General features: G+C 64.8%; 14 protein-coding genes. 7 read left to right on the top strand and 7 right to left on the bottom strand.

Annotated features, from left to right (window positions below; all coding sequences use genetic code 11):
• The first annotated feature begins 2 nt into the window (after nt 1–2).
• The 3 genes from bcsB to F759_RS0127860 are packed head-to-tail and all read left to right on the top strand — an operon-like array spanning nt 3 to nt 8,684.
• Complete coding sequence (gene bcsB / locus F759_RS0127870) at nt 3–2,642, top strand: cellulose biosynthesis cyclic di-GMP-binding regulatory protein BcsB (protein WP_027802756.1); 2,640 nt, start codon at nt 3–5, stop codon at nt 2,640–2,642.
• 10 nt (nt 2,643–2,652) lie between these two features.
• A complete protein-coding gene (bcsZ, locus tag F759_RS0127865; RefSeq protein ID WP_027802755.1) occupies nt 2,653–3,846 on the top strand; it encodes a cellulose synthase complex periplasmic endoglucanase BcsZ in 1,194 nt (397 codons plus the stop codon).
• Nucleotides 3,837–8,684 (top strand): cellulose synthase subunit BcsC-related outer membrane protein, encoded by a 4,848-nt coding sequence (locus F759_RS0127860; protein ID WP_027802754.1) that lies wholly within the window; start codon nt 3,837–3,839, stop codon nt 8,682–8,684. The genes bcsZ and F759_RS0127860 overlap by 10 nt, the downstream gene beginning before the upstream one ends.
• Nucleotides 8,685–8,768: 84 nt before the next feature.
• On the opposite strand, the gene F759_RS0127855 is transcribed toward F759_RS0127860, so the two are convergent.
• On the bottom strand, nt 8,769–10,037 hold the full coding sequence (locus F759_RS0127855) for a DUF2252 domain-containing protein (protein ID WP_027802753.1): 1,269 nt from the start codon (nt 10,035–10,037) through the stop codon (nt 8,769–8,771).
• Nucleotides 10,038–10,454: 417 nt separating this feature from the next.
• On the opposite strand from F759_RS0127855, the gene F759_RS0127850 reads away from it, so the two are divergent.
• Both F759_RS0127850 and F759_RS0127845 read left to right on the top strand, forming a co-directional pair.
• Nucleotides 10,455–13,184 carry a hybrid sensor histidine kinase/response regulator gene (locus tag F759_RS0127850; protein WP_027802752.1) on the top strand — a complete coding sequence of 910 codons (2,730 nt, stop codon included), beginning with the start codon at nt 10,455–10,457 and terminating at the stop codon, nt 13,182–13,184.
• Nucleotides 13,185–13,381: 197 nt separating this feature from the next.
• Nucleotides 13,382–13,648, top strand: a complete 267-nt coding sequence (locus tag F759_RS0127845) for a hypothetical protein (RefSeq protein ID WP_027802751.1) — start codon at nt 13,382–13,384, stop codon at nt 13,646–13,648.
• A gap of 32 nt (nt 13,649–13,680) precedes the next feature.
• On the opposite strand, the gene F759_RS0127840 is transcribed toward F759_RS0127845, so the two are convergent.
• The 6 genes from F759_RS0127840 to F759_RS0127815 form a co-directional block, all read right to left on the bottom strand.
• Nucleotides 13,681–15,060, bottom strand: coding sequence for an ATP-binding protein (locus F759_RS0127840; RefSeq protein ID WP_027802750.1), 1,380 nt, complete (start codon nt 15,058–15,060; stop codon nt 13,681–13,683).
• A complete protein-coding gene (locus tag F759_RS0127835) occupies nt 15,057–15,770 on the bottom strand; it encodes a response regulator (RefSeq protein WP_027802749.1) in 714 nt (237 codons plus the stop codon). Before F759_RS0127835 ends, F759_RS0127840 begins: the two co-directional genes overlap by 4 nt.
• Nucleotides 15,771–15,786: 16 nt before the next feature.
• A complete protein-coding gene (locus tag F759_RS38740; protein WP_036025417.1) occupies nt 15,787–18,918 on the bottom strand; it encodes an efflux RND transporter permease subunit in 3,132 nt (1,043 codons plus the stop codon).
• Nucleotides 18,915–20,105 carry an efflux RND transporter periplasmic adaptor subunit gene (locus tag F759_RS0127825; protein ID WP_244438928.1) on the bottom strand — a complete coding sequence of 397 codons (1,191 nt, stop codon included), beginning with the start codon at nt 20,103–20,105 and terminating at the stop codon, nt 18,915–18,917. Before F759_RS0127825 ends, F759_RS38740 begins: the two co-directional genes overlap by 4 nt.
• Before the next feature lie 19 nt (nt 20,106–20,124).
• Nucleotides 20,125–21,696, bottom strand: coding sequence for an efflux transporter outer membrane subunit (locus tag F759_RS0127820; RefSeq protein WP_027802747.1), 1,572 nt, complete (start codon nt 21,694–21,696; stop codon nt 20,125–20,127).
• A gap of 96 nt (nt 21,697–21,792) precedes the next feature.
• The gene (locus F759_RS0127815; protein ID WP_027802746.1) at nt 21,793–22,083 is read right to left on the bottom strand and encodes an EF-hand domain-containing protein; all 291 of its coding nucleotides are present in this window, start codon (nt 22,081–22,083) and stop codon (nt 21,793–21,795) included.
• Nucleotides 22,084–22,570: 487 nt separating this feature from the next.
• Between F759_RS0127815 and F759_RS0127805 the strand changes: the two genes are divergently transcribed.
• Together F759_RS0127805 and F759_RS0127800 are read left to right on the top strand one after the other, a co-directional pair.
• Nucleotides 22,571–22,816 (top strand): hypothetical protein, encoded by a 246-nt coding sequence (locus tag F759_RS0127805; RefSeq protein WP_027802745.1) that lies wholly within the window; start codon nt 22,571–22,573, stop codon nt 22,814–22,816.
• Nucleotides 22,813–23,721: a formate/nitrite transporter family protein gene (locus F759_RS0127800; protein WP_027802744.1), complete on the top strand. Its 909-nt coding sequence runs from the start codon at nt 22,813–22,815 to the stop codon at nt 23,719–23,721. The genes F759_RS0127805 and F759_RS0127800 overlap by 4 nt, the downstream gene beginning before the upstream one ends.
• The last annotated feature ends 58 nt before the right edge of the window (nt 23,722–23,779 follow it).

Raw genomic sequence — 23,779 nt, 5'->3', positions numbered from 1 at the left:
CTATGCGCAACTGGATGGCGAAGAAAAGCATCGAACGCTCGATTCACGAGCGCAACGAGACGCGCAGTGACACAGGCTTGCAGCCGCACGACGAGACGCAACGCCCTCGCTCTTCACGGCTGATGCGCAGCGTCGCGTGCTGGCTCGCGTTGCAGACCGCGCTGGCGGCACCGCTCGCGTCGGTGGCCGAAGCCGCCGCTGCGGCGTCGGGCGGCGTTGCGATGAACACGCTCGAGAAGACCGACGCAGCCGACACCGCCGCGCCACGCACACAAGCCGCGCCAAAGACGCAGGCAGCGCCGTCGGCAACTGCGGCCGCAAACATGGCCACGCATGCGGCCACCGGCAACGGCAACGGCTCTGCGCCGAGCCCCGCCGTGCCCTACGATCCGACGATGATCGCGCAAGCACCGTTGGCCACGCCGACGCCTGCGCTCGCCGCGTCCGCCGTAAAAGCGCTCCGCGTCAAGACGCCGACCACGGCCGAGCCCGGCACGCTAGTGCCGGGCGGCCGCCGCCAGACGCTCACGTTCGCCGACCTGGGCGCGCTCGATCCGCTGCAACTGCGCGGCACCGACGGCCAGAACGGCGTCGCGTTCTCCGTGCGCGGCGACGAGGTGGTAACAGGCGCGATCCTGCATCTGATCTATAGCTACTCGCCCGCTCTGCTGCCGAACATCTCGCAACTCAAGGTGCTGGTGAACGGCGAGGTCGCGGCGACATTGCCCGTGCCGCGCGAACAGGCCGGCATGCTGGTCGCACGCGATGTGTCGATCGATCCGCGCTTCGTCACCGAATTCAATCACCTGAACGTGCAGTTGATCGGCCATTACACGACGAACTGCGAAGACCCGGCGAATTCGTCGCTGTGGGCCACCGTCAGCAATGCGAGCTCGCTCGATCTCACGTATGCGTCGCTCGCCAGCAAGCCGGATCTGGCTGCTTTGCCCCAGCCGTTCTTCGACCGACGCGACGTGCGCCGCCTCGAACTGCCGTTCGTCTTTCCGCAGAAGCCGACCGCCGGCACGCTCGAAGCCGGCGGCATCGTGGCCTCGTGGTTCGGCGCGCTCGCCGGCTATCGCGGGGCGCTCTTTCCCGCGCAGCAGGACAATGTGCCGCTGTCGGGCAACGCGGTCGTGTTCGCCACCGACGACCAACGCCCAACCGGCGTCACGATTCCAGCAATTTCCGGCCCGACCATCGCCGTGGTCGACCGTGATGCGCCGGCGCGCGGCAAGCTGCTGCTGGTGCTCGGACGCACCGACGCCGAACTGAAGGTCGCCGCGCGCGCGCTCGGCATAGGGCAGAACACGCTGACCGGTCAGAGCGTGACCATTGCGCGGCTCACCGACCTGGCGAAGCGCGCACCGTACGACGCGCCGAACTGGCTGCCGACCCATCGTCCGGTGCGTTTTGGCGAGCTCGCCGACGCGCGCGACCTGACGGTATCCGGCTACGACGCCGACGCCGTGCACGTGAATCTGCGCGTGCCGCCCGATCTGTTCATGTGGCACACGAAGGGCGCGCCGATCGACCTGCGCTACCGCTACACGGTGCGGCCGCAGCGCGACCGCTCGTCGCTGAACGTGAGCGTGAACAACGGCTTCGTGCAGGCGCTGCCGATTCCCGCCGAATCGAGCTCGGTGTTCGAACTGAGCCGTTACTTTGCGCGCGTGCTGCCCGACAAGACGGCCGAGGCTCGCCGCACGTTGCATATTCCGCCGCTGTTGCTGACGCCGCGCGCGCAACTGCGTCTGCACTTCTATTACGACATTCCGGATACCGGAGAATGTCACGGCCGTCTGCTGGAGAACGTGATCGGCGCGGTCGATCCGAATTCGACGATCGATCTGTCGTCGTTTCCGCATTACATGGCGCTGCCCGACCTCGCAGCGTTCGCGAACAGCGGCTTTCCGTTTACGCGCATGGCGGACCTGTCGGAAACCGCGGTGATCCTGCCCAACGACGCCGATTCGAGCGACTACAGCCTGTATCTGCTGACGATGGGACGCATGGGCGCATCGACCGGCTATCCGGTGGCGGGCGTGACAGTAGGCACCGCTGACGACATCGACAAATACGCCGACAAGGACCTGCTGATCTTCGGCGCGCCGGGCAAGCAGCCGCTCTTGCAACGCTGGGCCAAGTCGATGCCCTTCTCGAGCGATGGCGACTCGCGCACCTTCCAGCTGTCCGACATCGTCTTCAAGCTGGAGGACTGGTGGCATGGCGAACGCGGCGTCGAACGCCTGCCCGCGCGCGCCGACCTCACACTCGTGAGTTCGAACGGCGACGCGCTCCTGAGCGGCTTCGAATCGCCGCTGAAAAAAACCCGTAGCGCGGTGGCTCTCGTGAGCGCGGCCGGCCAGTCGGACGCCGATCTGTCGGCCGCCCTGCTCGACGCCGACGTGCTGCCGCAGATTCAAGGCGCGATGGCCGTGATCCACGGCCGCACCGTCACGATCACGTCGAACGGCGACGCGTACTATGTCGGCCATTTGTCGCCGCAGGAGTATTTGCGTTGGGCGCTGTCGTCGCATCCGCTATTGCTGATGCTGGCCGGCGTGCTCGCGGCGCTGATCATCGCGGCGCTGTTCTACCGGATGCTGCGCTCGGTCGCGGCGCGCCGTTTGAAGGACTAACAGGACTGACATGCGGGCTCGAATCAACAGGAAACGAGGCGTAGCAGTGGCGCTCTCGCTGACGCTGGGACTTGCCGCATCGGCGGGCTGCGCAAAGGTGGTCAAGATCGCGCAGAATGCAGCCGCGCCTGGCGCGTGCGGCGACTGGGACGGCTATCGCGCTTTCGTCGAGCGCTTCGTGCAGGCCGACGGCCGCGTGATCGACTACTCGACGCCGGCACAGCAGACCACCTCCGAAGGCCAGTCATATGGCCTCTTCTTCGCGCTCGTCGCGAACGACCGCGCCACTTTCGACCGGCTTCTGAACTGGACCCGCACCAATCTCGCCGGCAATCAGTTCGATCCGCAAAACGTGCGCTTGCCGTCATGGCAATGGGGCAGAAAAGCGGACGGCTCGTACGGCGTGCTCGATCCGAATTCCGCGTCCGACTCCGATTTGTGGATCGCCTACGATCTGCTGCAAGCCGGGCGCCTGTGGCATGACGCGAGTTATACGCAGCTCGGCCAGGCGCTGGCGGCGCGCATCGCCCGCGATGAGATGACCAGTTTGCCGGGCGTCGGCCCCATGCTGCTGCCGGGGCCACAAGGCTTCAAAAACGGCGGCGTGACGCGTCTGAATCCAAGCTACCTGCCGTTGCCCGTGCTGCGCGCGCTCGCCCACGAGATGCCGAACGGTCCGTGGACGAAGCTCCCGGAGAGCGCCTACAAGCTCGTCAAGACAACCGCGCCACAAGGCTTCGCGCCCGATTGGGCGGCGTGGCAAGACGGCCAGTTTGTGGTCGATCCGAAAAACGGCGACACCGGCAGCTATGACGCGATCCGCGTCTATCTGTGGGCCGGTCTGACTTCGTCCGCCGATCCGCTCGCAAAGCCGTGGCTCGCGGCGCTCGGCGGCATGCGCAACCAGGTCGCGCAAAGCGGCTTTCCGCCCGAGAAAGTTTCATCGACCGACGGCTCGGCAAGCGGCGAAGGCCCGCTCAGCTATTGGGCCGCGCTCGCGCCGTACTTCAAGGCGCTCGGCGACGCGCACGGCCTCGGCCTCGCGCACACGCATCTGGCCGCGCTCGACGCGAATGTGCCGGGTCACGACCCGGTTTACTACGACAGAGTGCTGGGCTTGTTCGGCACGGGTTTTATCGACGGGCGCTATCGCTTCGACGAAAGCGGACGTCTCGTGCCGAGTTGGAGAACCGCATGCGATTGAGCGCCCTCGCGTTGTCATTGCGCTTCGCGCTGAACGTCACGGCCGCCTGTTGCGTGGCGGCAACCGCGCCGGATGCGTTGGCACAGGCGCAGGGCCAGGCATCGAAAGATCCGATGGGCGTGCTGATCGACCAGGGCAAGTACTGGCAATCGCATCAGCGCGGCGACCTCGCGGAGCAGGCCTGGCTGAAAGTGTTGCGGATCGACCCGAAACAGCCCGACGCGTTGTTCGGCATGGGCATGGTGCTCGCCGACCGCAAGGACGGCGCGGGCGCGCAACAGTACCTTTCGCGTTTGAAGGCGGTCGCGCCGAACTATCCGAGCCTCGATGAACTCGGCCGGCGGCTCGGCGAGTCGAGCCTGCGCGACCAGACCGTGAACGATGCGCGGCGGCTCGCGCAAAGCGGCCAGAGCGCAAGCGCGGTGCAGGAATATCAGCGCGCATTGACCGGAAAGCCCGCCACGCCGGCGTTGCAGCTCGAGTACTACCAGGCGCTGTCGGCGACGCCGCAGGGCTGGGATCAGGCGCGTCGCGGGCTCGAGCAACTGGCGCGCGACAACCCCGACGATCCGCACTACGCGCTCGCCTACGCTCAGCATTTGACCTATCGCGACGTCACGCGCCGCGACGGTATTGCGCGGTTGCAAAAGCTTGCGGGCGACAGCACCGTGGGCGCGTCAGCGAAAAAGAGTTGGCGTCAGGCGCTGCTTTGGCTCGACGCGCGGCCGTCTGACTCCGCGCTGTATCAAGCCTATCTGCAAAGCGCCAACGACGACGCCGCGGTCAAGGCGCGCTTCGATTCGATGGTGCAGCAGGATAAGGCGGCGCGCGAGCGCGCACAGGAAAACGCCAGCGTCGACGCACGCGGGCGCACCGTCGCCGACGGTTTCGCCGCGCTCGATCGCAACGACGCCGCCACGGCGCGCGCGAAGTTCTCGTCGGTGCTGGCCAATAGCCCGAACGACACGGACGCGCTTGGCGGCATGGGCATCGCCGCATTGAAGCAGGAGCACTTTGCCGAAGCGCGCAACTATCTGGAGCGCGCGTCGCGCAACGGCAACCCGACGCGCTGGAAAACCGCGCTCGACAGCGCGACCTACTGGACCTACACGAGCGATGCGATCGGCGCGCGCAGCAATGGTGAATTTGCGAAGGCGAAGTCGCTGTTCGAGCGCGCTATCGCGATGAATCCTTCGGATGTCACCGCGCAAGTGCTGCTCGGCGAAATGCTGCTCGCGAACCACGACGCGGCCGGCGCCGAACAGGCGTATCGGATGGCGCTGCGCCGCCAGGCCGACAACCCCGACGCGATTCGCGGACTCGTCGGCGCGCTGGCCGCGCAAGGCCGCGGCGACGAAGCATTGCAATTCGCCAATCGCCTGAACACGGAGCAACAGTCGAAGGCCGGCGGCATCAACCGTCTGCGCGGCGAAGCGCAAGCAGCGCAGGCGCGCGCGGCCGAAGCGCGCGGCGATCTCGGTAGCGCGCGCAGTCTTTTCGAAGACGCGCTGCTCAACACGCCCGACGACCCGTGGCTGCGGCTGGATCTCGCGCGCATCTACGTGCGCCAGGGCGCGGTCGCGAACGCCCGCAGCATGATGGACGGTCTGCTCGCCGCTCATCCCGACATGACCGACGCGCTCTATGCGAGCGCGTTGCTGTCGGCGGAAACGCAGGACTGGTCAGCCGGTCTTGCGCAACTCGAACGCATTCCCGCCGCGCAACGCACCGACGCGATGGCGGCATTGCAACATAGGCTGTGGGTGCATCAGCAAGCGGAACTCGCCACGCGCATGGCGCGCAGCGGTCAGACCCAACAGGCGCTCGCGACGCTGCATGCCGCCGAGCCGGTGGCGGGCAACAGCCCGGAACTGATCGGCGTGATCGCGGCCGCTTACCAGCAGGCCGGCGATTCCAACCGCGCGCTCAGCCTGGTGCGCGGCGCGATGAACGCGGCGCCCGGCAACACCGATCTGCTGCTGCAATACGCGGGCATTCTGTCGGCGACGCAGCAGCAAGCAGAGCTCGGCATGGTGATGCGCCGGCTCGCGTCGATGCAATTGACGCCGCAGCAGCGCACCGACTTCGGCAATCTGAACCTCGGTATCGTCATCAAACAATGCGACGCGGTGCGTCAGCGCGGCGATCTGGCGAGCGCCTACGACGTGATCGCGCCGTGGCTTGCGGCGATGCCGGACAATCCTGATTTGCAGGCCGCGCTCGGCCGCCTGTATGCGACGGCCGGCGACGACCGCAACGCGCTGGAAAGCTATCGCGTGGCGTTGCGGCGCAAGCCCGACGATCTCAACCTGCTGCAAGCGGCGATCTCCGCTGCGTCCGGCGCGAAGCAGTTCGGCTACGCCGAATCGCTTGCAAAGCAGGCGTTGAATGCGGCACCCAACGATCCGGGCGTGCTTGCCACCGTCGGCCGCATGTATCGCGCGGAAGGCAAGCTGTCACTCGCGTCGACGTACCTGCAACGCTCGCTCGTCGCCGCCAATACGCCGTTGATGGCGAATGCGCCGCGCGCTGGCGCGGCGAGCAATGTGCCGCGCGGCTGGGAAACGGCGATGCGCCGTATCGGCGCGACGCCGCTGCCCGGCACCAATCCCTTCGAAGGAAAAACCGCGACGCTCGCGCCGACCGACGCCGATAACGCCGCGCCCGGCTTCAATGCTTCTGCGAATGCCGCGCGCGTTTCCGTCCCGTACTCGCAGTCCTCCCTGCCGACACAGACCGTGCCGAACTATCCGCCGCCCACGCAGCCCGCGCCGTACGTCGCGCCTTATACCGCGCCTGCGCAGCCTTATACGCAGTCCCGTACGCAGCCTTATGCGCAACCCAATGCGCAGCCTTATGCGCCGAACAACGCGCCCGCCGCTCTGCCGTACAACGCGCCGCGCCAGGGCGCCGACGCAGGCGGCTACGGCGAGGACAGCTATGGTTCAAGCGAGTCCGGCGCGCCGTTGCAGCCCTACCCTGGTCAAAGCAGCCAGGCAGGGCAGGCGCAGGCGCCGATGCAGCCTATGCCGCCGATGCAGCAGCAATACAGCCCAGCTTACGGGCAACAGGCGCAGCAGGCGCCGTATCCGCAGCAGCAGTACGGCGCGGCGGATAGCTATGCGCCGACGCCGTGGCCCATGTCGCCCGCCGCACGACAGGCGCAGGCCAGTGTCGGCGCAATGCAACCGCAGCCGTATGGCTCGACGATGGCGGCCGCGGCCAATGGCAAACGCACCGCGAGCAAAAAGCAAGGCACGTCGAAGAACAGCCGCAACGCGGCCGGTTATGCGCAGCAACAGCAACAACCGTATTACGGACAGCAAGCCTACCCGCAGCAGCAGCAACCTCAAGGCTACGCGCAACAGCCTTATCAGTCGTATCCGCAGCAGCAGACGTACGGCCAGCAGACGTATCAGCCTCAGCCCTATCAACCCTATCCGCCGCAGCCGCAGGCTTACGGCAATCAGGGCTATTACGGCCAGCAACAGCAGTACATTCCGCAGCCGCCCACCGGCTACGCGCAAGCGTATTACCCGCAACAGCCGGGCATGAACGGCAATGGCGGCAATGGCGCGAACTACGCGCAGCCGAACGTCGCCAACACGCAGACGCTCGGCGTGGCCGAGGAACTGGCGCAGGTCAACCGCGAGCAGGCTAGCACTATTTCGGGCGGCCTCGTGTTTCGCAATCGAAGCGGCGAGGACGGCCTGTCCACGCTCACCGACATCGAAGCGCCGATACAAGGCCGCATCAAGGCAGGCAACGGCCATGTCGTCGTGACCGCGACCCCGGTCACGCTCGATGCGGGCACCGCGGCCGGCAACGTCTCGACGCTCGCGCGTTTCGGCGCGGGGCTATCGAACAGCACGTCGGCAGCGGCGGCCGTTGCGGGCACCAACAACTACGGCAGCCAGACGGCGAGCGGCGTGGGCCTCTCGGTCGGCTACGAAAGCCGCAAGTTGTCCGGCGATATCGGCGTGACGCCGATCGGCTTCCGCGAGACGAACCTAGTGGGCGGCGGACAGTACAACGGCGGGATCACCGACAAGGTGTCGTACTCGCTCGCCGTCGCGCGGCGCGCGGTGACCGATAGCCTGCTGTCGTATGCGGGCACGCGCGACGCGGCATCCGGTCTCGAATGGGGCGGCGTTACATCGACCGGCGGTCTCGCGAGTCTTGCATGGGATGACGGCACCAACGGTCTATACGTGAACGCCGCGTTCCAGTACTACGATGGACACAACGTCGTGAAAAACACCGCGTGGAAGGGTGGCGGCGGAATCTACACGCGTCTCTTCAAAGACGCTGATCAAACGTTCACCGTCGGTGTGAACACGACGCTGATGGGCTACGACAAGAATCTGTCGTACTTCACGTATGGTCAGGGCGGCTACTTCAGTCCTCAACAGTACGTGATCCTGAATTTGCCGATCGAATGGACCGGCCGCAACGGCGCCTTCACGTATGACGTGAAGGGATCGATCGGCGTGCAGCATTACCGGCAGGACGCGTCGAATTACTTCCCGCTTGGCGACTCAGGCGGATTGCAAACGGCGGCTGCCGGACAGGCGAAGCTGATCGGCAGCAGCGTCGATAGCGGCGCGCAGTACCCAGGGCAAAGCAAAACCGGCGTGTCGTATTCGCTGAGCGCAGTGGGTGAATATCAACTCGCGCCGCAACTGGCGTTCGGCGCAACCGCTTCGCTCGGCAATGCTTACCAATATCGCGAGTGGCTTGCCGCGGTGTATATGCGCTACAGCTTCACGAAACAGAACGGCCTGCAACCGTTCCCGCCGACGCCGCTCAGTTCGCCGTATTTGTCGCTGTCCAACTAGGATTCGTCACGCCCGCATCATGCGTATGAGTGTGCCTTGGCGGACCGGCCGCGTCCGCTCGAACGCCGCCGCGGCCCGCGCATTTCAACTTCCGTCGGCGCCAGTCGCATATTTTCGGCAATGCTCGAGATATCCGGCGGCGTGACTGCTCACCAGTTGCACGATGCTTTTCCAGAGCCAGCCGGGAGCGTCGAGTGTCTTCGAGCGGTTCTTGCGCAACTCGGCAAGCCATGCCCTGCGTTCGGCCAGATCCATTTGCCGCTCATGCGCCTTGCCCACTACCAGCGCTAGAAAACGTGCGGCTTTCGTCGCTTCGTCGCGAGTCAGTTGCTCGATCGTCAGCTTCATGTCCTGCGGCAACAACTCGCGCAATACTACCGCGCGCTCAGCAAGGCGTGCCGATCTCATTCGCTCGCCAAGCGAGGGCGACAGATGCCGCGCGCCCTCCACCACGCGCTCGGCGTTATCGCGCGGCATTCTGACGCCCGAGTAACGCGGCGCCGCCGCCTGCGCCGCTTCCTTGATGTCGATCAGGCACAGGTCATTGCCACCCACCGCGGCGCCGTCGATGTCGAGCAGCACCGCGTAGCGCAACCGTCCGAGCGAACTGCATCCCTTGACCCAGTATGCGGCGTCGAGTACTTCGACGTCCGCCTCGGCGCCTGTGCCACGCAATGCGGTTGCGAGTGCGGCTACCGATGTCTTATTGAAGAGTTCGTCGATCTCGCGCCGCTCGTTTTTGGCAAGCGGCCAGAAACGCGAACCCAGCGGAATGCTCGGCTCGACATCCTCGATACGTTCTTCCGCAAGATGGCGCCATGAACGCCGCACCGCTTCCTTCATCACGACGCGCACAGCCTCCGGTTTCTCTGCGTGAATGTCGGCCTCGCCCGCGCTTTCGTCGAACGCGCGTTCATAGCCATCGGCCAGCGCCTCCATCATCCGCACGATCGTCACGCCCGGCAGGTCGGAGCCGCGCGCGGCGGTCGCGAGCGACAACCCGAGCCGAATCAGATCGTGCGCGGGATTGCCGATTACCGTTTGATCGAGATCGCGAATCTGGATCTCGACGCGGCCACGTGCATCGGCGACCGGCCCGAGATTGCCCGTATGGCAATCGCCGCAGATCCACACAGCCGGACCTTCAGGTAGCGAATGACCCTCGATTCCGTCGAGCCACTCATAGAACCTGCTCGTGCTGCCGCGCACGTACGCGTGCGCGGAGCGCGCCATTCTCGCGTTGCGGCGCGCGGTCAGAATCGGCTGGCGTGCTTCGGCTTCGGGGAGCTTCTTCAGCCGCTTGCTGGGAGGCTTCTTCGACAGCTTGTTTGTTGCGACGGGCTTGTTCGGCATCGTGCGGTCCGCTCTTATCGACATACGAAGCCGGCGTGGTATTCGTCCTCGCCAGCGCTTGTCGCGCGCATCGTTACGCACGCAAGCAATGACATTCAGCAGGAATCGCGCCTATCGCCTGAAGCATTCTGTAAGGACACGCACGACTCAAACGATAGCCACCGGAGATAAAAAAGTCGCGAAAGCAAACCTTGCGATGCTGTCTTTAGTGGATCCGCGTAGGCGCTTCTTTCCGCTTCGGACCGCGCCTTATCGAAGTGCGCAGGTAAAACTTGCGAGCGCGCAGGTGCGGCTAACATTAAAGCGCGCCGACGCTGCGCGGACCCTGCGCTGGCCCTGCCGCTGGCCCTTTACGCGCTTAGCGTGAACCGGCAGACTGGAGACCCACTCATCGACGTGACCTCTGTGGAGCGCAGCATGCCATTTCCGGCACAAGATCACGGCTGTCCAGGCTGGAGCGGCGAGATGGCACGGCGCATCAGTGAATTCGACTGGTCGGCGACGGGCGTGGGCGCGATTCAGGACTGGCCCCGCAGCCTCACTGCGACCGTCCAGCTGCTGCTTGCCTCGCCAGTGCCGCTCGTACTGCTGTGGGGCAAATCGGGCTACATGATCTACAACGACGCGTATGCCGTGTTCGCAGGCGGACGGCATCCGTATCTGTTGGGCTGTCCCGTCGAGACAGGCTGGCCCGAGGTCGCCGAATTCAATCGTCGCGTGATGGATACGTGCCTTGCAGGCGGCACGCTGTCGTATCGCGACAAGGAGCTCGTGCTGCTGCGCGAAGGCAAGCCCGAGGACGTGTGGATGGATCTGTACTACAGCCCCGTCGCCGACGACAGCGGCGCGCCGGCGGGTGTACTCGCCATCGTCGTCGAGACAACGGGGCGCGTGCTGACCGAGCGCTGGCGGCAACGCGCCGAAGCCGAACTGCACGAGACCAACGAACGCCTGCAACTCGCGCTCAATACCGGAGCCGTGCTCGGCACCTGCGTCATGGACATGCGCACTGAAAAGATCTCTGGCGACGAGCGCTTCGCCCGTACTTTTTCGCTGCCGGTGGACGAAGCCGCAAGAGGCGTCGACCACAGCGCCGCGACAAAAATGATTCATCCGGACGATCAGTCGCTGCTCGAACGTCTGAGCACCGATGCGCTGTGCGGCGGAAGACCGTTTCGCGCCGAATACAGAATCCGCCGGCCCGACGGCGACTACGTATGGGTGCAGGCGAACGGCCAGTGCGAATTCGACGAAAACGGCGTGCCGACCCGCTTTCCCGCCGTGCTGATCGACATTCACGAACGCAAGATCGCCGAACAGTCGCTGCGTCAGTTGACCGAAACGCTCGAACAGCGGGTCGCCGATGCGCTCGCCGCGCGCGCGCTCGCCGAAGAGCAGTTACGCCAGGCGCAGAAGATGGAAGCGATCGGCAGCCTCACGGGCGGCGTCGCGCACGACTTCAACAATGTGCTGCAAGTGATCAACGGCAATCTCCAAATGATGGCCGCCGACGCCGGCGACAATCCCGCCACGCTGCGCCGTTTGTCGGCGGCGACCGATGCGGTGAAGCGCGGTGCGAAGCTGGCCGCGCATCTGCTCGCGTTCGCGCGCCGCCAGCCGCTTTCGCCCACCGTGCTCAATCCGCGCCGGCTGCTTGCAGGCATGAGCGAGATGCTGCATCGTGCGCTCGGCGAGACCGTCAGGATCGAAACGATATTGAGCGACGATCTGTGGCACGTGCAGGTCGATCGTAACCAGCTCGAAAACGCGCTGCTCAATCTCGCGATCAATGGGCGCGACGCGATGAAGGCCGACGGCACACTGACCGTGCGCGCCGCGAACCGTATGCTGGATGCGACCTTTTGCAGCGACAAGCCTGAGCTTTCGCCGGGCAAATACGTGGTGTTTTCCGTCGCCGATACCGGAGCGGGGATGCCGCCCGATGTACTTGAGCGCGCGTTCGAACCATTTTTCACGACCAAGCCCAACGGTCATGGAACGGGCCTCGGCCTGAGCATGGTGTTCGGCTTCGTCAGGCAGAGCGGCGGCCATACGCTGATCGAAAGCGAGGTGGGACGTGGCACGACCGTGTCGCTGTTTTTCCCGCGCTGCTGCGAGCCCGAAACCGCGGAAGCCGTCGATCAGACCAGCACGCCGGCCGGCGGCGGGGAAACGATCCTAGTTGTCGAAGACGATGCGGACGTGCGCCTGACCGCTGTCGAAATGCTCGCGCAACTCGGCTACAAGGTAATCACTGCATCGAGCGGCGATGCGGCGCTTGAATTCATCCACAGCGATGTGCCGATCGACCTGCTGTTCACCGATGTTGTGATGCCCGGCAAGATCAAGAGCGTTGAACTCGCGCGGCGCGCGGCGGCGCGTTCGCCCGCGGTGCCGACGCTGTTCACATCAGGTTATACGCGCGAGGAAATCGTTCATCACGGCAAGCTCGACGCCGGCATCACGCTGCTGTCGAAACCGTACCGCCGCGACGACCTCGCGCGCAAGGTGCGCAGCGTTCTGCGCGCCGCGGCAAGGCCGGCCACTGGTGCGACGCCCGTCGGCAAGATCACCGACAGGGAGATCGCTGCGTGCGTGCCGCCCGTGGCTTACGACCCGTCAGGCGTCGACATGCCGGGAGCCAGCACGGCGGACGTTGTCACAGCGGGCGTCGCTACGGTGGGCGTCGCTACGGTGGACGTCGCTACGGTGGACGTCGCCACGCGCGGCGGCCAGACTCAACGCGAAGTCGCCCCAGAAGCGGTGGCGGCGCGCTCGCCGGCTCACGTGCTGCTCGTCGAAGACGACGCCGATTCGCGCGAGGCGCTGAGCAGCCTGCTCGGCGCGCTGGGTCTCGATTGCACGTCGGTGGCGAGCGCGGAAGAAGCGCTGCCGCTCGTGCCGGCACAACGCTACGACATCCTTTGCACCGACATCACGCTGCCCGGCATGTCGGGCGATAACCTCGCACGCGCGGTGCTGCGCCAGCAGCCGGATGTTCGAGTGCTGCTGGTGTCCGGCTACGGCACGGACGCGCCGATCGGCGACAGCATCCCCGGCGCGCGGATGCTCGGCAAACCGCTCGACATTGCTCAATTGCGGCGCGAGCTCGCGCAGTGGCTCGATCCGATTGAAGCCGCCTCGTGAAGCCAGGCGCCGCTATGCCGGGGCGTGCGCTTTTTGCACTGCCCGACGGAATGCGGCATATATTGGTTTATATCGATGAAGCCACAGGCAGCGCGAAATGGGCGGCCCGCGCGCGCCCTGGTATGATGCCGGGCGCGCCTGTTTTGCCGTTGAATGGGCGCCTCACCTTCCGCCGCTTTTTTGTCACGAGAGCCATCATGCCTGCCCAACACGACCCCGCCCCCGCTGCCAGCCCAAGCCCTGCCAAGGCCACGCGCAAAGGGCTGTCCATTACGGCGCGCAATCTTCTGATGGTAGCCGTCGGCGTACTCGTCTTCGCGATAGTCGCGGGCGTGGTGCTGTACCAGCCGATCGCGTACGGCGACCCGATTCCGAACTTCGGCATCATTCTGATGCTGACGGTACCGGTCATTGCCGGCGTGGCGTTTCGTGTAGGGTTGGATGCGTGGCTCGATCGCGAGTGAGAGAACGAGGCCGCGGGTTTCACCGCTGCGGACTAGCCGGCTTGCCTCGGCAACACCACCCACACCTCCAGCCCGCCCCCCTCTCGCGCATGAAACTCCACTCTGCCGCCGTGCAGCCGCGCGATTCGCTCCACAATTGCGAGCCCGAGGCCTGTGCCGCCACTATGCGCTCGCGCGTTGCGGCCACGTTGGAACGGCGCCTTCAACTGCTCCAGTTCTTCCGCCGATAAACCTTTGCCGCGGTCCCCGACCGCGACATACACAGCGTCGTCCGTGGCCCAGCTGCGCACCGCCAGTCCGCTGCCGCCGTACACGATCGCGTTCTGCATCAGGTTCATCAAGAGCCGCATCATGCTCACGGGACGATATGCGATCAGCGGCAAGCGTGCGAGCGACAACTCGAACTCGTGTCCGAGTCCCGCGAAGTCGCCCGCAAGCCGCTCGATCAACGCGTTCAGATCGCCAGGCTCGGCCGGCTCGCGCTCGCCGCTGCCTGCGTAGTCCATGAACTGCTGCAAGATGGTTTCGATCTGATCGAGGTACGACTCGGCCGCCACCACGAAACTGCTGTCGCTGCTCTCCGGCATCGCGAGAGCCATCGAAAGACGCAGCTTGGTCAGCGGCGTGCGGATGTCGTGCGAAATGCCCGCAAGCATCAGCGCGCGTGTCGCCTCGGCTTGCTGCAACGCCTGCGTCATCTGATTGAAGGCGCGGCTCACCGCGGCGATTTCCAGAGGACCTTCGGTCGGCAGCGGCGGTGGGGCGTCGCCGTCGCTCAGGCGCCGCGCCGCGCGCGTCAACTCCTGAAGCGGCCGGTTCAGATGAAGCTGGATTGCGTAGCCCGTCAACGCAGCCAGCGCGGCGAGGCCCAGCGACAGCAAGATCGCCGCGTCGAGCCCGCTGCCCTGCGCGTCTTCGGGAATCGGCAACGCGATCCAGTATGGCGTGGCGGGCGCAGCAGCGCCCGCTGCATCGTCGCCAGACGCATCGGCGGGCGCATGCATGCGAATCCAGAGGCGCTGGCCGCCCTCCGTTTGCCAACGCGCCTCCATGCCGGCAGGAAGATGCTCGCGCAGACTCGCGAGAAACAGCTTGCGCTGATAGTTGCGATATCCGCGCAACAAACTCGCAGGCGGCTCCGCCAGAGCCGCACCGGGAAGCCGTGCGCGCGCGTCCAGACGCGCGGCCAACGCATCGCGCGCGGCGCGCGGCGTGGATTGCAGCAGGTTATCGAGCGTCGTCACATAAGTAGCGAACACTGCGGCCGCGCGCTCCACGCGAGGTCGCTGAACATAATGCAGCAGCACCGCGAGCGAGCACACCTGGCTCAACACGACGAGCGCGATCAGCAATGCGATATTGCGCGCAAGCAGCGTCCTCGGCAGCACGCTTTGCAACAGCGAGCGGGTCATGGGTCGACGTCCGCGATCAGCATGTAGCCGACGCCCCATACCGTCTTGATGAAGCGCGGCTTGGCCGGATCGTCCTCGACGACCTGCCGCAAGCGCAGCACCTGCACGTCGATGCTGCGATCAAGCGCATCATGGTCGCGCCCTCTCGCGCGCGCGAGCAGATTGTCGCGGCTTACCGGCCGGTTCGGCGACGACGCGAGCGCAATCAGCAGCAGCATTTGCGCCGAATGAATCTCCAGCACCGCACCGCCGCGCATCAGTTGCTGCTTGCCGACATCGAGCGAGAATTCGCCGAAGCGCACGCATTGCGCGGTGACCGTCACTTCGCCCGACGCCATCTTCTGACGGCGCAGCAGCGCATTGATTCGTGCGACCAGTTCACGCGGAAGAAACGGCTTCGCGAGATAGTCGTCGGCGCCGGTTTCGAGACCTAGCACCCTGTCGAGCGGATCGCCCTTCGCGGTCAGCATCAGGATCGGCAAGGTCTGGCCCTGCTCGCGCAGGCGCGCACAAATCGCGAGCCCGTCTTCTTCGCCGATCATCAGATCGAGCACCAGCAGATCGAACGGCTCGCGCTCGAGATAGCGGTCGAGCCGCTTGCCGTCTTCCGCGACTCTCACGTCGAAGCCCTGGCCGCGCAAGAAACGCTGCAGCATGTTGCGCAGTTCGACTTCGTCGTCGAGCACGATGATTTTTGCGGGGCGATCCATGCGAAAGCTCCTCGTTTCAGACATCGTTTCGCATCTTGCGTGCGGCCTGCCGTTCGGCAAGGCGCTGCAACAGCACGTAAAACGACGGTATGAACAGCACGGCAATACAGGTCGAAGCGAGCATACCGGAGAACACCGCGATACCGAGCGAGCGGCGCGCGCTCGCGCTCGCGCCGGTTGCGATCACGAGCGGCACGACGCCGAGAATGAACGCGAACGACGTCATCATGATCGGCCGAAACCGCAGGCGCGCCGCCTCGACGGCAGCTTCCGCAATGCCTACGCCTTGCGAGCGCAAATGCCGCGCGAACTCGACGATCAAAATCGCGTTCTTCGCCGACAGCGCGATCAACAGAACGAGGCCGATCTGCGTGTACAGATTATTCGCGGCGCCGAGCAATGCAAGCGTGCCGGCCGTGCCGAGCAACGCGAGCGGCACCGCGAGCACCACCGCGACCGGCAGCAGCCAGCTTTCGTATTGCGCGGCGAGCACGCAAAACACGAGCAGCACACCGACCGCAAACACCCAGTAAGCGGAGTTGCCCACCAGCTTCTCCTGATACGACATCGCCGTCCATTCATAGCCGACGCCGGCAGGCAGGACGCGCGCGGCTTCCTGCTCGAAGGCCCGGATTGCGTCGCCGGTGCTGTAGCCGCTCGCCGGATTGCCGTTGATGGCCGCCGCAGGCGCAAGGTTATAAAGCGTCGCGACCGCGGGACCGACGCTCGTATGGGCGTCGATGAAAGTGCCCAGTTCCACCATATGGCCGCTGTTGCTGCGAATCTGCAAGCGGCGAATGTCGTCGGTCTCGCGGCGAAACGCGCCGTCCGCCTGCACGAAGACGGGGAACGTGTGATTGAACGCGGTGAACTGATTCACGTAGCTCGATCCCACGTAGTCTTGCAGCAGATCGAATACATTGCCGACCGGCACTTGCAGCGATTCGGCCTTGGTCCGGTCGAGCGTCAGTTCGACTGTCGGCACCGACGAACGAAACGGACTGAACACGCGCTGCAACTCAGGACGTTTCGACACGCTCGCGATCAGCGCATCCGTCGCGCTTTGCAGGCGTCGATAGTTCTGCGAGCCGTCGGTGAGCATCACCTGCATCTGCACACCGCCGCTGTTGCCGAGGCCTTGAATCGGCGGCGGCACGATCACGACCGAGCGCACGTCGGGCAGTTTGGCCAGTTCGCTATTCATGCGCACATACAGCGAGCGCAGGTCTTCGCCCTTGCCGCGCTTGCTCCAGTCGTCGAGTGTCACGTAGATCAGCGCGGAGTTCGGCAACGACGCGTTGTTATCGAGCGGTGAAATGCCGCCAATCGACACGACGTGACTCACGCCGGGGATCGCGCCGATCCGCTTCTCGATTTGCGTGCTCGCCTCGCGTGTTCGTCCGAGCGATGCTGCATCCGCGAGTTGCGCGGCAATCAGCATATAGCCCTGATCTTCGAGCGGGATGAAACTTGTCGGCACGCGCGTCAGCAAAAATGCCGAGGCTGCGCCGAGCACGAGCGCGATAGCGAGCGCGAGCTTGCAACGCGCGACGAACCACGAAACCACGCCCACGTAGCCCGTTTCCACGCGCGCATAGGCGCGGTCGAATACGCGGTACACCACGTTCGGCTTGCCCGGCCGCTGATGCCGCAGCCAGCGCACGCTCTGCACCGGTTTGAGCGTCACCGCATTGATCGCGCTGATGACGGTGGTCGCGACCACGACCAGCGCGAATTGCCGGTACATCTGGCCTGTGACGCCGCCAAGAAACGCCGAAGGCAGAAACACCGACACCAGCACAAGCGTAATGCCGATGATCGGGCCGAGCAATTCGTGCATGGCGTCGATGGCGGCCTGCTTCGGCGTCTTGCCCCGCTCGATATGCTGCGTGATGCCTTCGACCACGACAATCGCATCGTCCACGACAATGCCGATCGCAAGCACGATTGCGAACAACGTCAGCAGATTGATCGAGAAGCCCATCATGTAGATCGCGCCGAACGTGCCGACGATCGTCACCGGAATCGTCGTGGCGGGCACGAGCATCGCGCGCCAGTTTTGCAGGAACAGCAGGATCACCGCGAGCACGAGCAACGCCGCTTCGAAGAGCGTCTTGTACACGTCGATCACGGATTGCCGTACGAAGGTCGTCGTGTCGAAGGGCAATTGATAGCTGACGCCCTTGGGCATGTCTTTCGCGAGACGCGTCATGGTCGCCTTCACCGCGTTGCCGACCTCCAGTGCATTTGCTTCGGGCAACTGATAGATGGCGATACCCGCCGCTGGCTTGCCGTCGAGGTTAAAGAACTGGCCATAGCTCGACGAGCCGAGCTCGGTGCGCCCGACATCGCGAATGCGCACGAAATGGCCGCCGTCGTTCGAATCCGCTTTTACGATGATGTCGTCGAATTCATGCGGATCGGAAAGCACGCCGCGCATCGTCACCGTCAGCTGGAATGCCCGGCCGCCCGCGTTCGGTTCCGAGCCGAGCTGGCCCGCGCTCACGTCCTTGCTCTGGCTCTGGATGGCCTGCATGACGTCGGCTGCACTTAGACCACGCTCACTGAGTTTTTGCGGATCGAGCCAGACGCGCATGCTGTACTGTCCCGTGCCGAACACGGTGACGTCGCCGACGCCCGGCAAACGCGCGAGCGTGTCCCGCAGATAAATGACCGCGTAATTGCTGAGAAACAGCGAATCGTATTTCGGATCGGGCGATTGCAGCGTGTATAACTGCAGGATCGCGGTCGAGCGCTTTCTCACGGTCACGCCCTGCTGCTGCACTGCTTGCGGCAGTTGCGCGGTGGCGGCCGACACGCGGTTCTGCACGAGCACCTGCGCCTTGTCGACATCCGTGCCCACGGCGAACGTGACAGTGAGCGTGTAGGTGCCGTCGTTCGTGCTGGTCGACTGCATGTACAGCGCGTTTTCCACTCCGTTGACCTGCGCCTCTATCGGCAACGCGACGCGATCGATCACGGTCGTCGCGCTCGCGCCCGGAAAGTGCGCGACCACCTGCACGGTAGGCGGCGTGATCGGCGGATATTGCGCGATAGGCAGATTGATCAGCGCGACCGCGCCGAGCAGCATCGCGATCAATGCAATCACATTGGCGAATACGGGCCGCTCGACGAAAAAGCGGATCATGAACGGCCCGGCGCGACGGCATCGGCTGTCCGCACCTTGATGCCCGGCGCGACGGCGAGGCCCCCGCCCGTCACGACGCGGTCCGACGCACCGAGCCCGCTTTTGATCGCGCGCAGTGAACCGTACAGGCCGCCCGTCGTGACGCCGCGTTTCTCGATCACGCCCGCGGCGTTCACAACCAGCACCGAAGCGCCGGCCTGCTCACGCAGCAACGCGGTATCCGGCACGAGCAGCACCGTTTGCGGAATACCCGCGGGGATATGCACCTCGACGGACATGCCGGGGATCAGATGCGCGTCCCGATTCGCGATATCGGCGCGCAGCTTGATCGCGCCGCTCGCCGGGTCAACTCGCGTATCGACGAATTCGAGCGCGGCGTCCTCGCCCTGCTGCGGCGTCGCGCCGGCCACATTGACGCGCACGCTGCGTGGTGGCCGCGTGAAGAGCCCGATACGATTCGCGTCGCGCTCATTCAGCGTGAAATTCACGTACACCGGTTGAATGCGATCGAGCGTGGCGAGCCTGGTCGAGTCCGATCCGCCCACCACATTGCCGACGTCGAACGCTCGCGCGCCAATGCGGCCCGCAAACGGCGCGCGTATTTCCGTATAGCCGAGGTTGATGCGCGACATGTCGCGCTTCGCCAGCGCCTGGTCGCGGGTGGTCTGCGCCTTTTGCAGCGACGACTCCGAAGTCGCGTTGTCCGATGTGAGCTGCTTCTGGCGCGTGAGTTCCTGGTCGGCGTTATCGAGCGCGGCCTGGTCGTAGACGAGTTGCGCGCGGTACGTGTCCGGCTCGATGCGAAACAGCAGCTGTCCCTGCTTTACATTAGCGCCGTCTGTGAAGCCGATTTCCTTCAACACGCCCTGCACACGCGCGACCAGCGTGACGGTTGCCGATGGTGCGACGCTGCCGGTCAGATCGAGTTGCTCACGAACCTCGCGTGACTCGGGACGCATGACGCTCACTTGCGGCAGCGGCGTATTCTGTACGGCCGGCGCATTGCCGTCGTGGCATGCACTCAAAGCCACGATGGCCGCAAAGACCACGAACAAGGCCGTGAACGAGGCGATGCGAGACAACGCGCTCGACGGGCGCCACAACCCAACGCTAAACGCCAGACGTTGCGGCTTTTCGCGCGCGCACGTATTCGCCGCGTCCCCGCTCACCTCGCTTTGTTTAGTCATGTTGTTATTCCCCGCATCGTTATTTACTGTCTCGCGGCGAGTCCGCGCTCGCACGCGCCAGCGCGGAATTGGCAGGCGGGTTTAACAGCCGCCCCCAATCCGTGCGCCGCGCCATCTCTTCGGCGATCCGTTCGCTCACCACCTGCTGACCTTGCGCGACTTCCCATCCTCCGCCGAGCGCGCGATACAACGATACCGCCGCGAGCGCGGCAAGTCCCTGGTTCTGCGCGAGCGAATCGCCGTCGCGCAACGCCGAACGCGAGGCGTCCAGCACCGAGTCGTAGGTGACGTAGCCCGAGCGATATTGCGCGTTGGCAAGCCGCAATGCGCGCTGCGATGCATCGGAGGCGCGCGACGACGCGGCGAGCGCATCGAGCGATGTGCGAAGCGCGGCAATCGCGTCTTCCACTTCTTTCTGCGCTTGCAGCACTGTGCTTTGATAATCAAGCACCGCTTCCTGGAACGACGCGTCCTGAATTCGCACCGCGTTCTTCAGTTGCGCCCAGTCGAATATGGGCAGCGAAATCCCCGCCGAAAACAGCCCGATCGTCTTGCTGCCCCATTGCGACAACCCAATGCCATGCTGTTCGCCGGACGACAAACCGAACAGTCCCGTCAGCGATAAGGACGGATACAGCTTTGCCTTCGCCGCGCCTATCAGCGCCGACTGCGCCGCCGCGTTGAGCGCGGCCTGGCGCACGTCGGGACGGCGCCGCAATAAATCGGCGGGAATGCCAACATCGATTTGCGTCGGCGGCACGGGGATCGCGCTGCTGCCCTTCAGTTGCGCGTCGACGGCGTCAGGCGGATCGGCGAGCAGCACCGCGAGCGTGTCGCGATCCTGCGCGCGCGCCTTGATGAGCGGCGGAATCTGCGCCTCAGTTTCGGCGACCAGTGTCGCGGCTTGCTCGACGTCGAGCTGACTCGACGCGCCGCGTTTATAGCGCGCCTGCGAGAGCGTGAGGCTATCCTGCACGGACTTGAGATTCTGCCGCGCCACGGTGATACGCTGCTCCAACGCGCGAAGATCGATGTATGCGTTCGCGACATCGGCGAACATCGAGACGAGCGCGTTGTCGTATGCCGCCTCCGACACGCGCAATTGCGCGCGATCCGATTCGATCTGCCGGCGGTATTTGCCCCAGAAATCGATCTCCCAACCCGCGTTCACATGAAGATGCTCGGCCCATAAATGAGTCGGCGGCAACGGTCCGACGCCGCTCGTATTGATATGGTTAGCGCCCACCGACACGCTGCCCGATTGCGGCAGCAGATTTTCCGCGCTGATCGCGAGCTGCGCGCGCGCCTTGAAAATATGCAGGCCCGCCACTTGCAGCGACAGGTTGCGCTCGTAGGCGCGTTGTTCGAGGGCCCCGAGCACCGGATCGTTGAACGCTTTCCACCACGCGGCCTGAGCGGCGGGCGCGCTCTGCGCGGTAGGCGGCAGGCTTTCCAGCCACTGCTTTTCCAGCGTGAGATCAGGCTGCTTGAAGTCCGGGCCGACGCTGATGCAACCGCTCAGCACGGCGCCCATCGACACGACGATCGACGCGCTCACGAGACGCAAACAGCTGGACGTGGCAGGTTTCATCGCGCGTATCGGGCGTCAATGGCTGAGTGAAGGGTTCAGTGAGGGCGGGGAGAAGCGCGGCGCCGGCGTCGTGCGATTCGGGCTGCGGTGCACCGCTCAGTGCGCTGCACCGCGTTCGCGCATATATGCCTCGATCTCCGGCAGCGTGACGTAGCCGAGCTTCTGTGTGTCGATCTCGTCAAAGTGGCTTGCGACCATCGGCATGCCGGTCGCCGCCTGTTCCTTCGTCAGCTTGCCGTCGTGCGTGGTATTGGCGTTCGCAAAACGCGTTTGCAGCTGCGCAACCATGCGCTCCATGCGCTGCGGATTGCCGCTTTGGGGCGCCGCCTGAGCGAACGTGACGGTGGACGCGCAGCACAGCAGGACGGCGGCGAGCAACTTTTTCATGACTGACTCCTTCGATAAGGCACCGAGCGTCGCCTGCTTATGCCGCGATCCGTTCAATGACAGGTCGAATTCTTGTGGAACCGGTGCCGCAAAGCAATTGCAGAGTTATGTCGTTCAATGTCATGAATCGCCGGCCGCAGTGGATGCGCCGGGCGCGGCCGTCTGTTGCCGTCTATCGCCGCGTGTTCCAGCGTATTCCCGCGTGTTCCTGTGCCGCCGTATATCGCCGCGTGAGGGCGCAGCGCGACATCGAATGAAATCATTGGTTGCTGCCATTCGGCGGCGATTTGCGTAATTCTGACCTCGCGCCACCGCGGGATCGCACAGACCGATAGGAACACTGACTGCTGTTTGAGCATACGACATGCTGACGGCAAGAACGCCTGGTGAATTCCCGTTGTCCCAGGAATTGGGGAACACTACTTGCTCACCCACGGATGTAGTGCCGGAGCCGTTTTGTCGTTCACCTCTTTGCTGGATACGTCAGATGAGCTACCAGAATCTGGACAGGGAGATCGCCCATCTCGAATTTGTGCTGGGGCGGGTCTCGGCTAACGGCAGCATCCCGCTGTCGTATTGGGAAAACCGCCTGCGCCTCTTGTCTCGCGCGTCGCCGATGCCTGCGCAACGAGCCCGGCTAGCGCGTCTCGAAGCCATGCTTTGCGCACTGCGGGAATCGGAAGAAGCCGTCTGCGAAGCGCCTGACCCGCGCTCGAAGGACGGCCGTTCATGACCGGAGCGACGAATGACCCGCAACAGGAAGCACCCGCTGCGACCGCCCGCAACGGCGCGCCCCGCGCCGAAGACGCCGGCGCCGACTCGCCGCATCTGAACGAAGGCGAGCAGGATCAGGCGGCGCACCACACCGCGCCGCATGCGCTCGTGCTGCATGAGATCGTCCGTGAAGAGGGCGAAGCCGCGCTCGAGCGGACCATTGGCGCGCTGATCTGGTCGTCGCTCGCCGCGGGGCTGTCGATGGGCTTTTCGTTTCTCACGCAAGCCGTGCTTGAAGCCGGCTTGCCGGACACGTCGTGGCGACATCTGATATCGAGCTTCGGCTATTCGATGGGTTTCGTGCTGGTCATCATGGGGCGGCAGCAGCTTTTTACCGAGAGCACGTTGACCGTGGTGCTGCCCGTGTTGACGCGGCGCGATCCGCTCACGCTACTCAAGGCCATGCGCCTATGGGCTGTCGTGCTCGTCTTCAACCTCATCAGCACATGGATCTTCGCGGCGATGCTGCGCATCCCCGATGTGTTCGCCCCCTCGGTGGTAAATGCATTCAGTGAGGTGTCACGCGCGGCGGTCGGCTCGGAGCACATGCTGCCGACGATGGTGAAAGCAGTCTTCGCGGGCTGGCTGATCGCATTGATGGTGTGGCTGCTGCCGAGCGCCCGCTCGGGGCGCCTGTTGACCGTGCTGCTGATTACCTATGTGGTCGCCGTCAGCCACCTGTCGCACATCATCGCGGGATCGACAGAGGTGGCTTACGCGTTCTTTAGCGGCGACGCGAGCCTGCACGACTACTTCTTGCGCTTTCTGGTGCCGACGCTCGTGGGCAATACAGTCGGCGGGATGTCGCTGGTGGCGCTGCTCAATCACGCCGCCATTGCGCCGGAAATCAACGGGCATCGCTGAGCGGGCAAAGCACCCGGGGCCGCTCAGCGTCGCGCGCGCGGCGGCCCTCGTGACGAGC

Origin of the sequence: Paraburkholderia dilworthii, from assembly GCF_000472525.1 — a bacterium.
Classification (GTDB): domain Bacteria; phylum Pseudomonadota; class Gammaproteobacteria; order Burkholderiales; family Burkholderiaceae; genus Paraburkholderia; species Paraburkholderia dilworthii.
This window is presented reverse-complemented; position numbering and strand designations above follow the sequence as displayed.

Coding starts and splice junctions, on each gene's coding strand:
- bcsB (WP_027802756.1), top strand. CDS start 3: ATGCGCAACTGGATGGCGAAGAAAAGCATCGAACGCTCGATTCACGAG.
- bcsZ (WP_027802755.1), top strand. CDS start 2,653: ATGCGGGCTCGAATCAACAGGAAACGAGGCGTAGCAGTGGCGCTCTCG.
- F759_RS0127860 (WP_027802754.1), top strand. CDS start 3,837: ATGCGATTGAGCGCCCTCGCGTTGTCATTGCGCTTCGCGCTGAACGTC.
- F759_RS0127855 (WP_027802753.1), bottom strand. CDS start 10,037: ATGCCGAACAAGCCCGTCGCAACAAACAAGCTGTCGAAGAAGCCTCCC.
- F759_RS0127850 (WP_027802752.1), top strand. CDS start 10,455: ATGCCATTTCCGGCACAAGATCACGGCTGTCCAGGCTGGAGCGGCGAG.
- F759_RS0127845 (WP_027802751.1), top strand. CDS start 13,382: ATGCCTGCCCAACACGACCCCGCCCCCGCTGCCAGCCCAAGCCCTGCC.
- F759_RS0127840 (WP_027802750.1), bottom strand. CDS start 15,060: ATGACCCGCTCGCTGTTGCAAAGCGTGCTGCCGAGGACGCTGCTTGCG.
- F759_RS0127835 (WP_027802749.1), bottom strand. CDS start 15,770: ATGGATCGCCCCGCAAAAATCATCGTGCTCGACGACGAAGTCGAACTG.
- F759_RS38740 (WP_036025417.1), bottom strand. CDS start 18,918: ATGATCCGCTTTTTCGTCGAGCGGCCCGTATTCGCCAATGTGATTGCA.
- F759_RS0127825 (WP_244438928.1), bottom strand. CDS start 20,105: ATGACTAAACAAAGCGAGGTGAGCGGGGACGCGGCGAATACGTGCGCG.
- F759_RS0127820 (WP_027802747.1), bottom strand. CDS start 21,696: ATGAAACCTGCCACGTCCAGCTGTTTGCGTCTCGTGAGCGCGTCGATC.
- F759_RS0127815 (WP_027802746.1), bottom strand. CDS start 22,083: ATGAAAAAGTTGCTCGCCGCCGTCCTGCTGTGCTGCGCGTCCACCGTC.
- F759_RS0127805 (WP_027802745.1), top strand. CDS start 22,571: ATGAGCTACCAGAATCTGGACAGGGAGATCGCCCATCTCGAATTTGTG.
- F759_RS0127800 (WP_027802744.1), top strand. CDS start 22,813: ATGACCGGAGCGACGAATGACCCGCAACAGGAAGCACCCGCTGCGACC.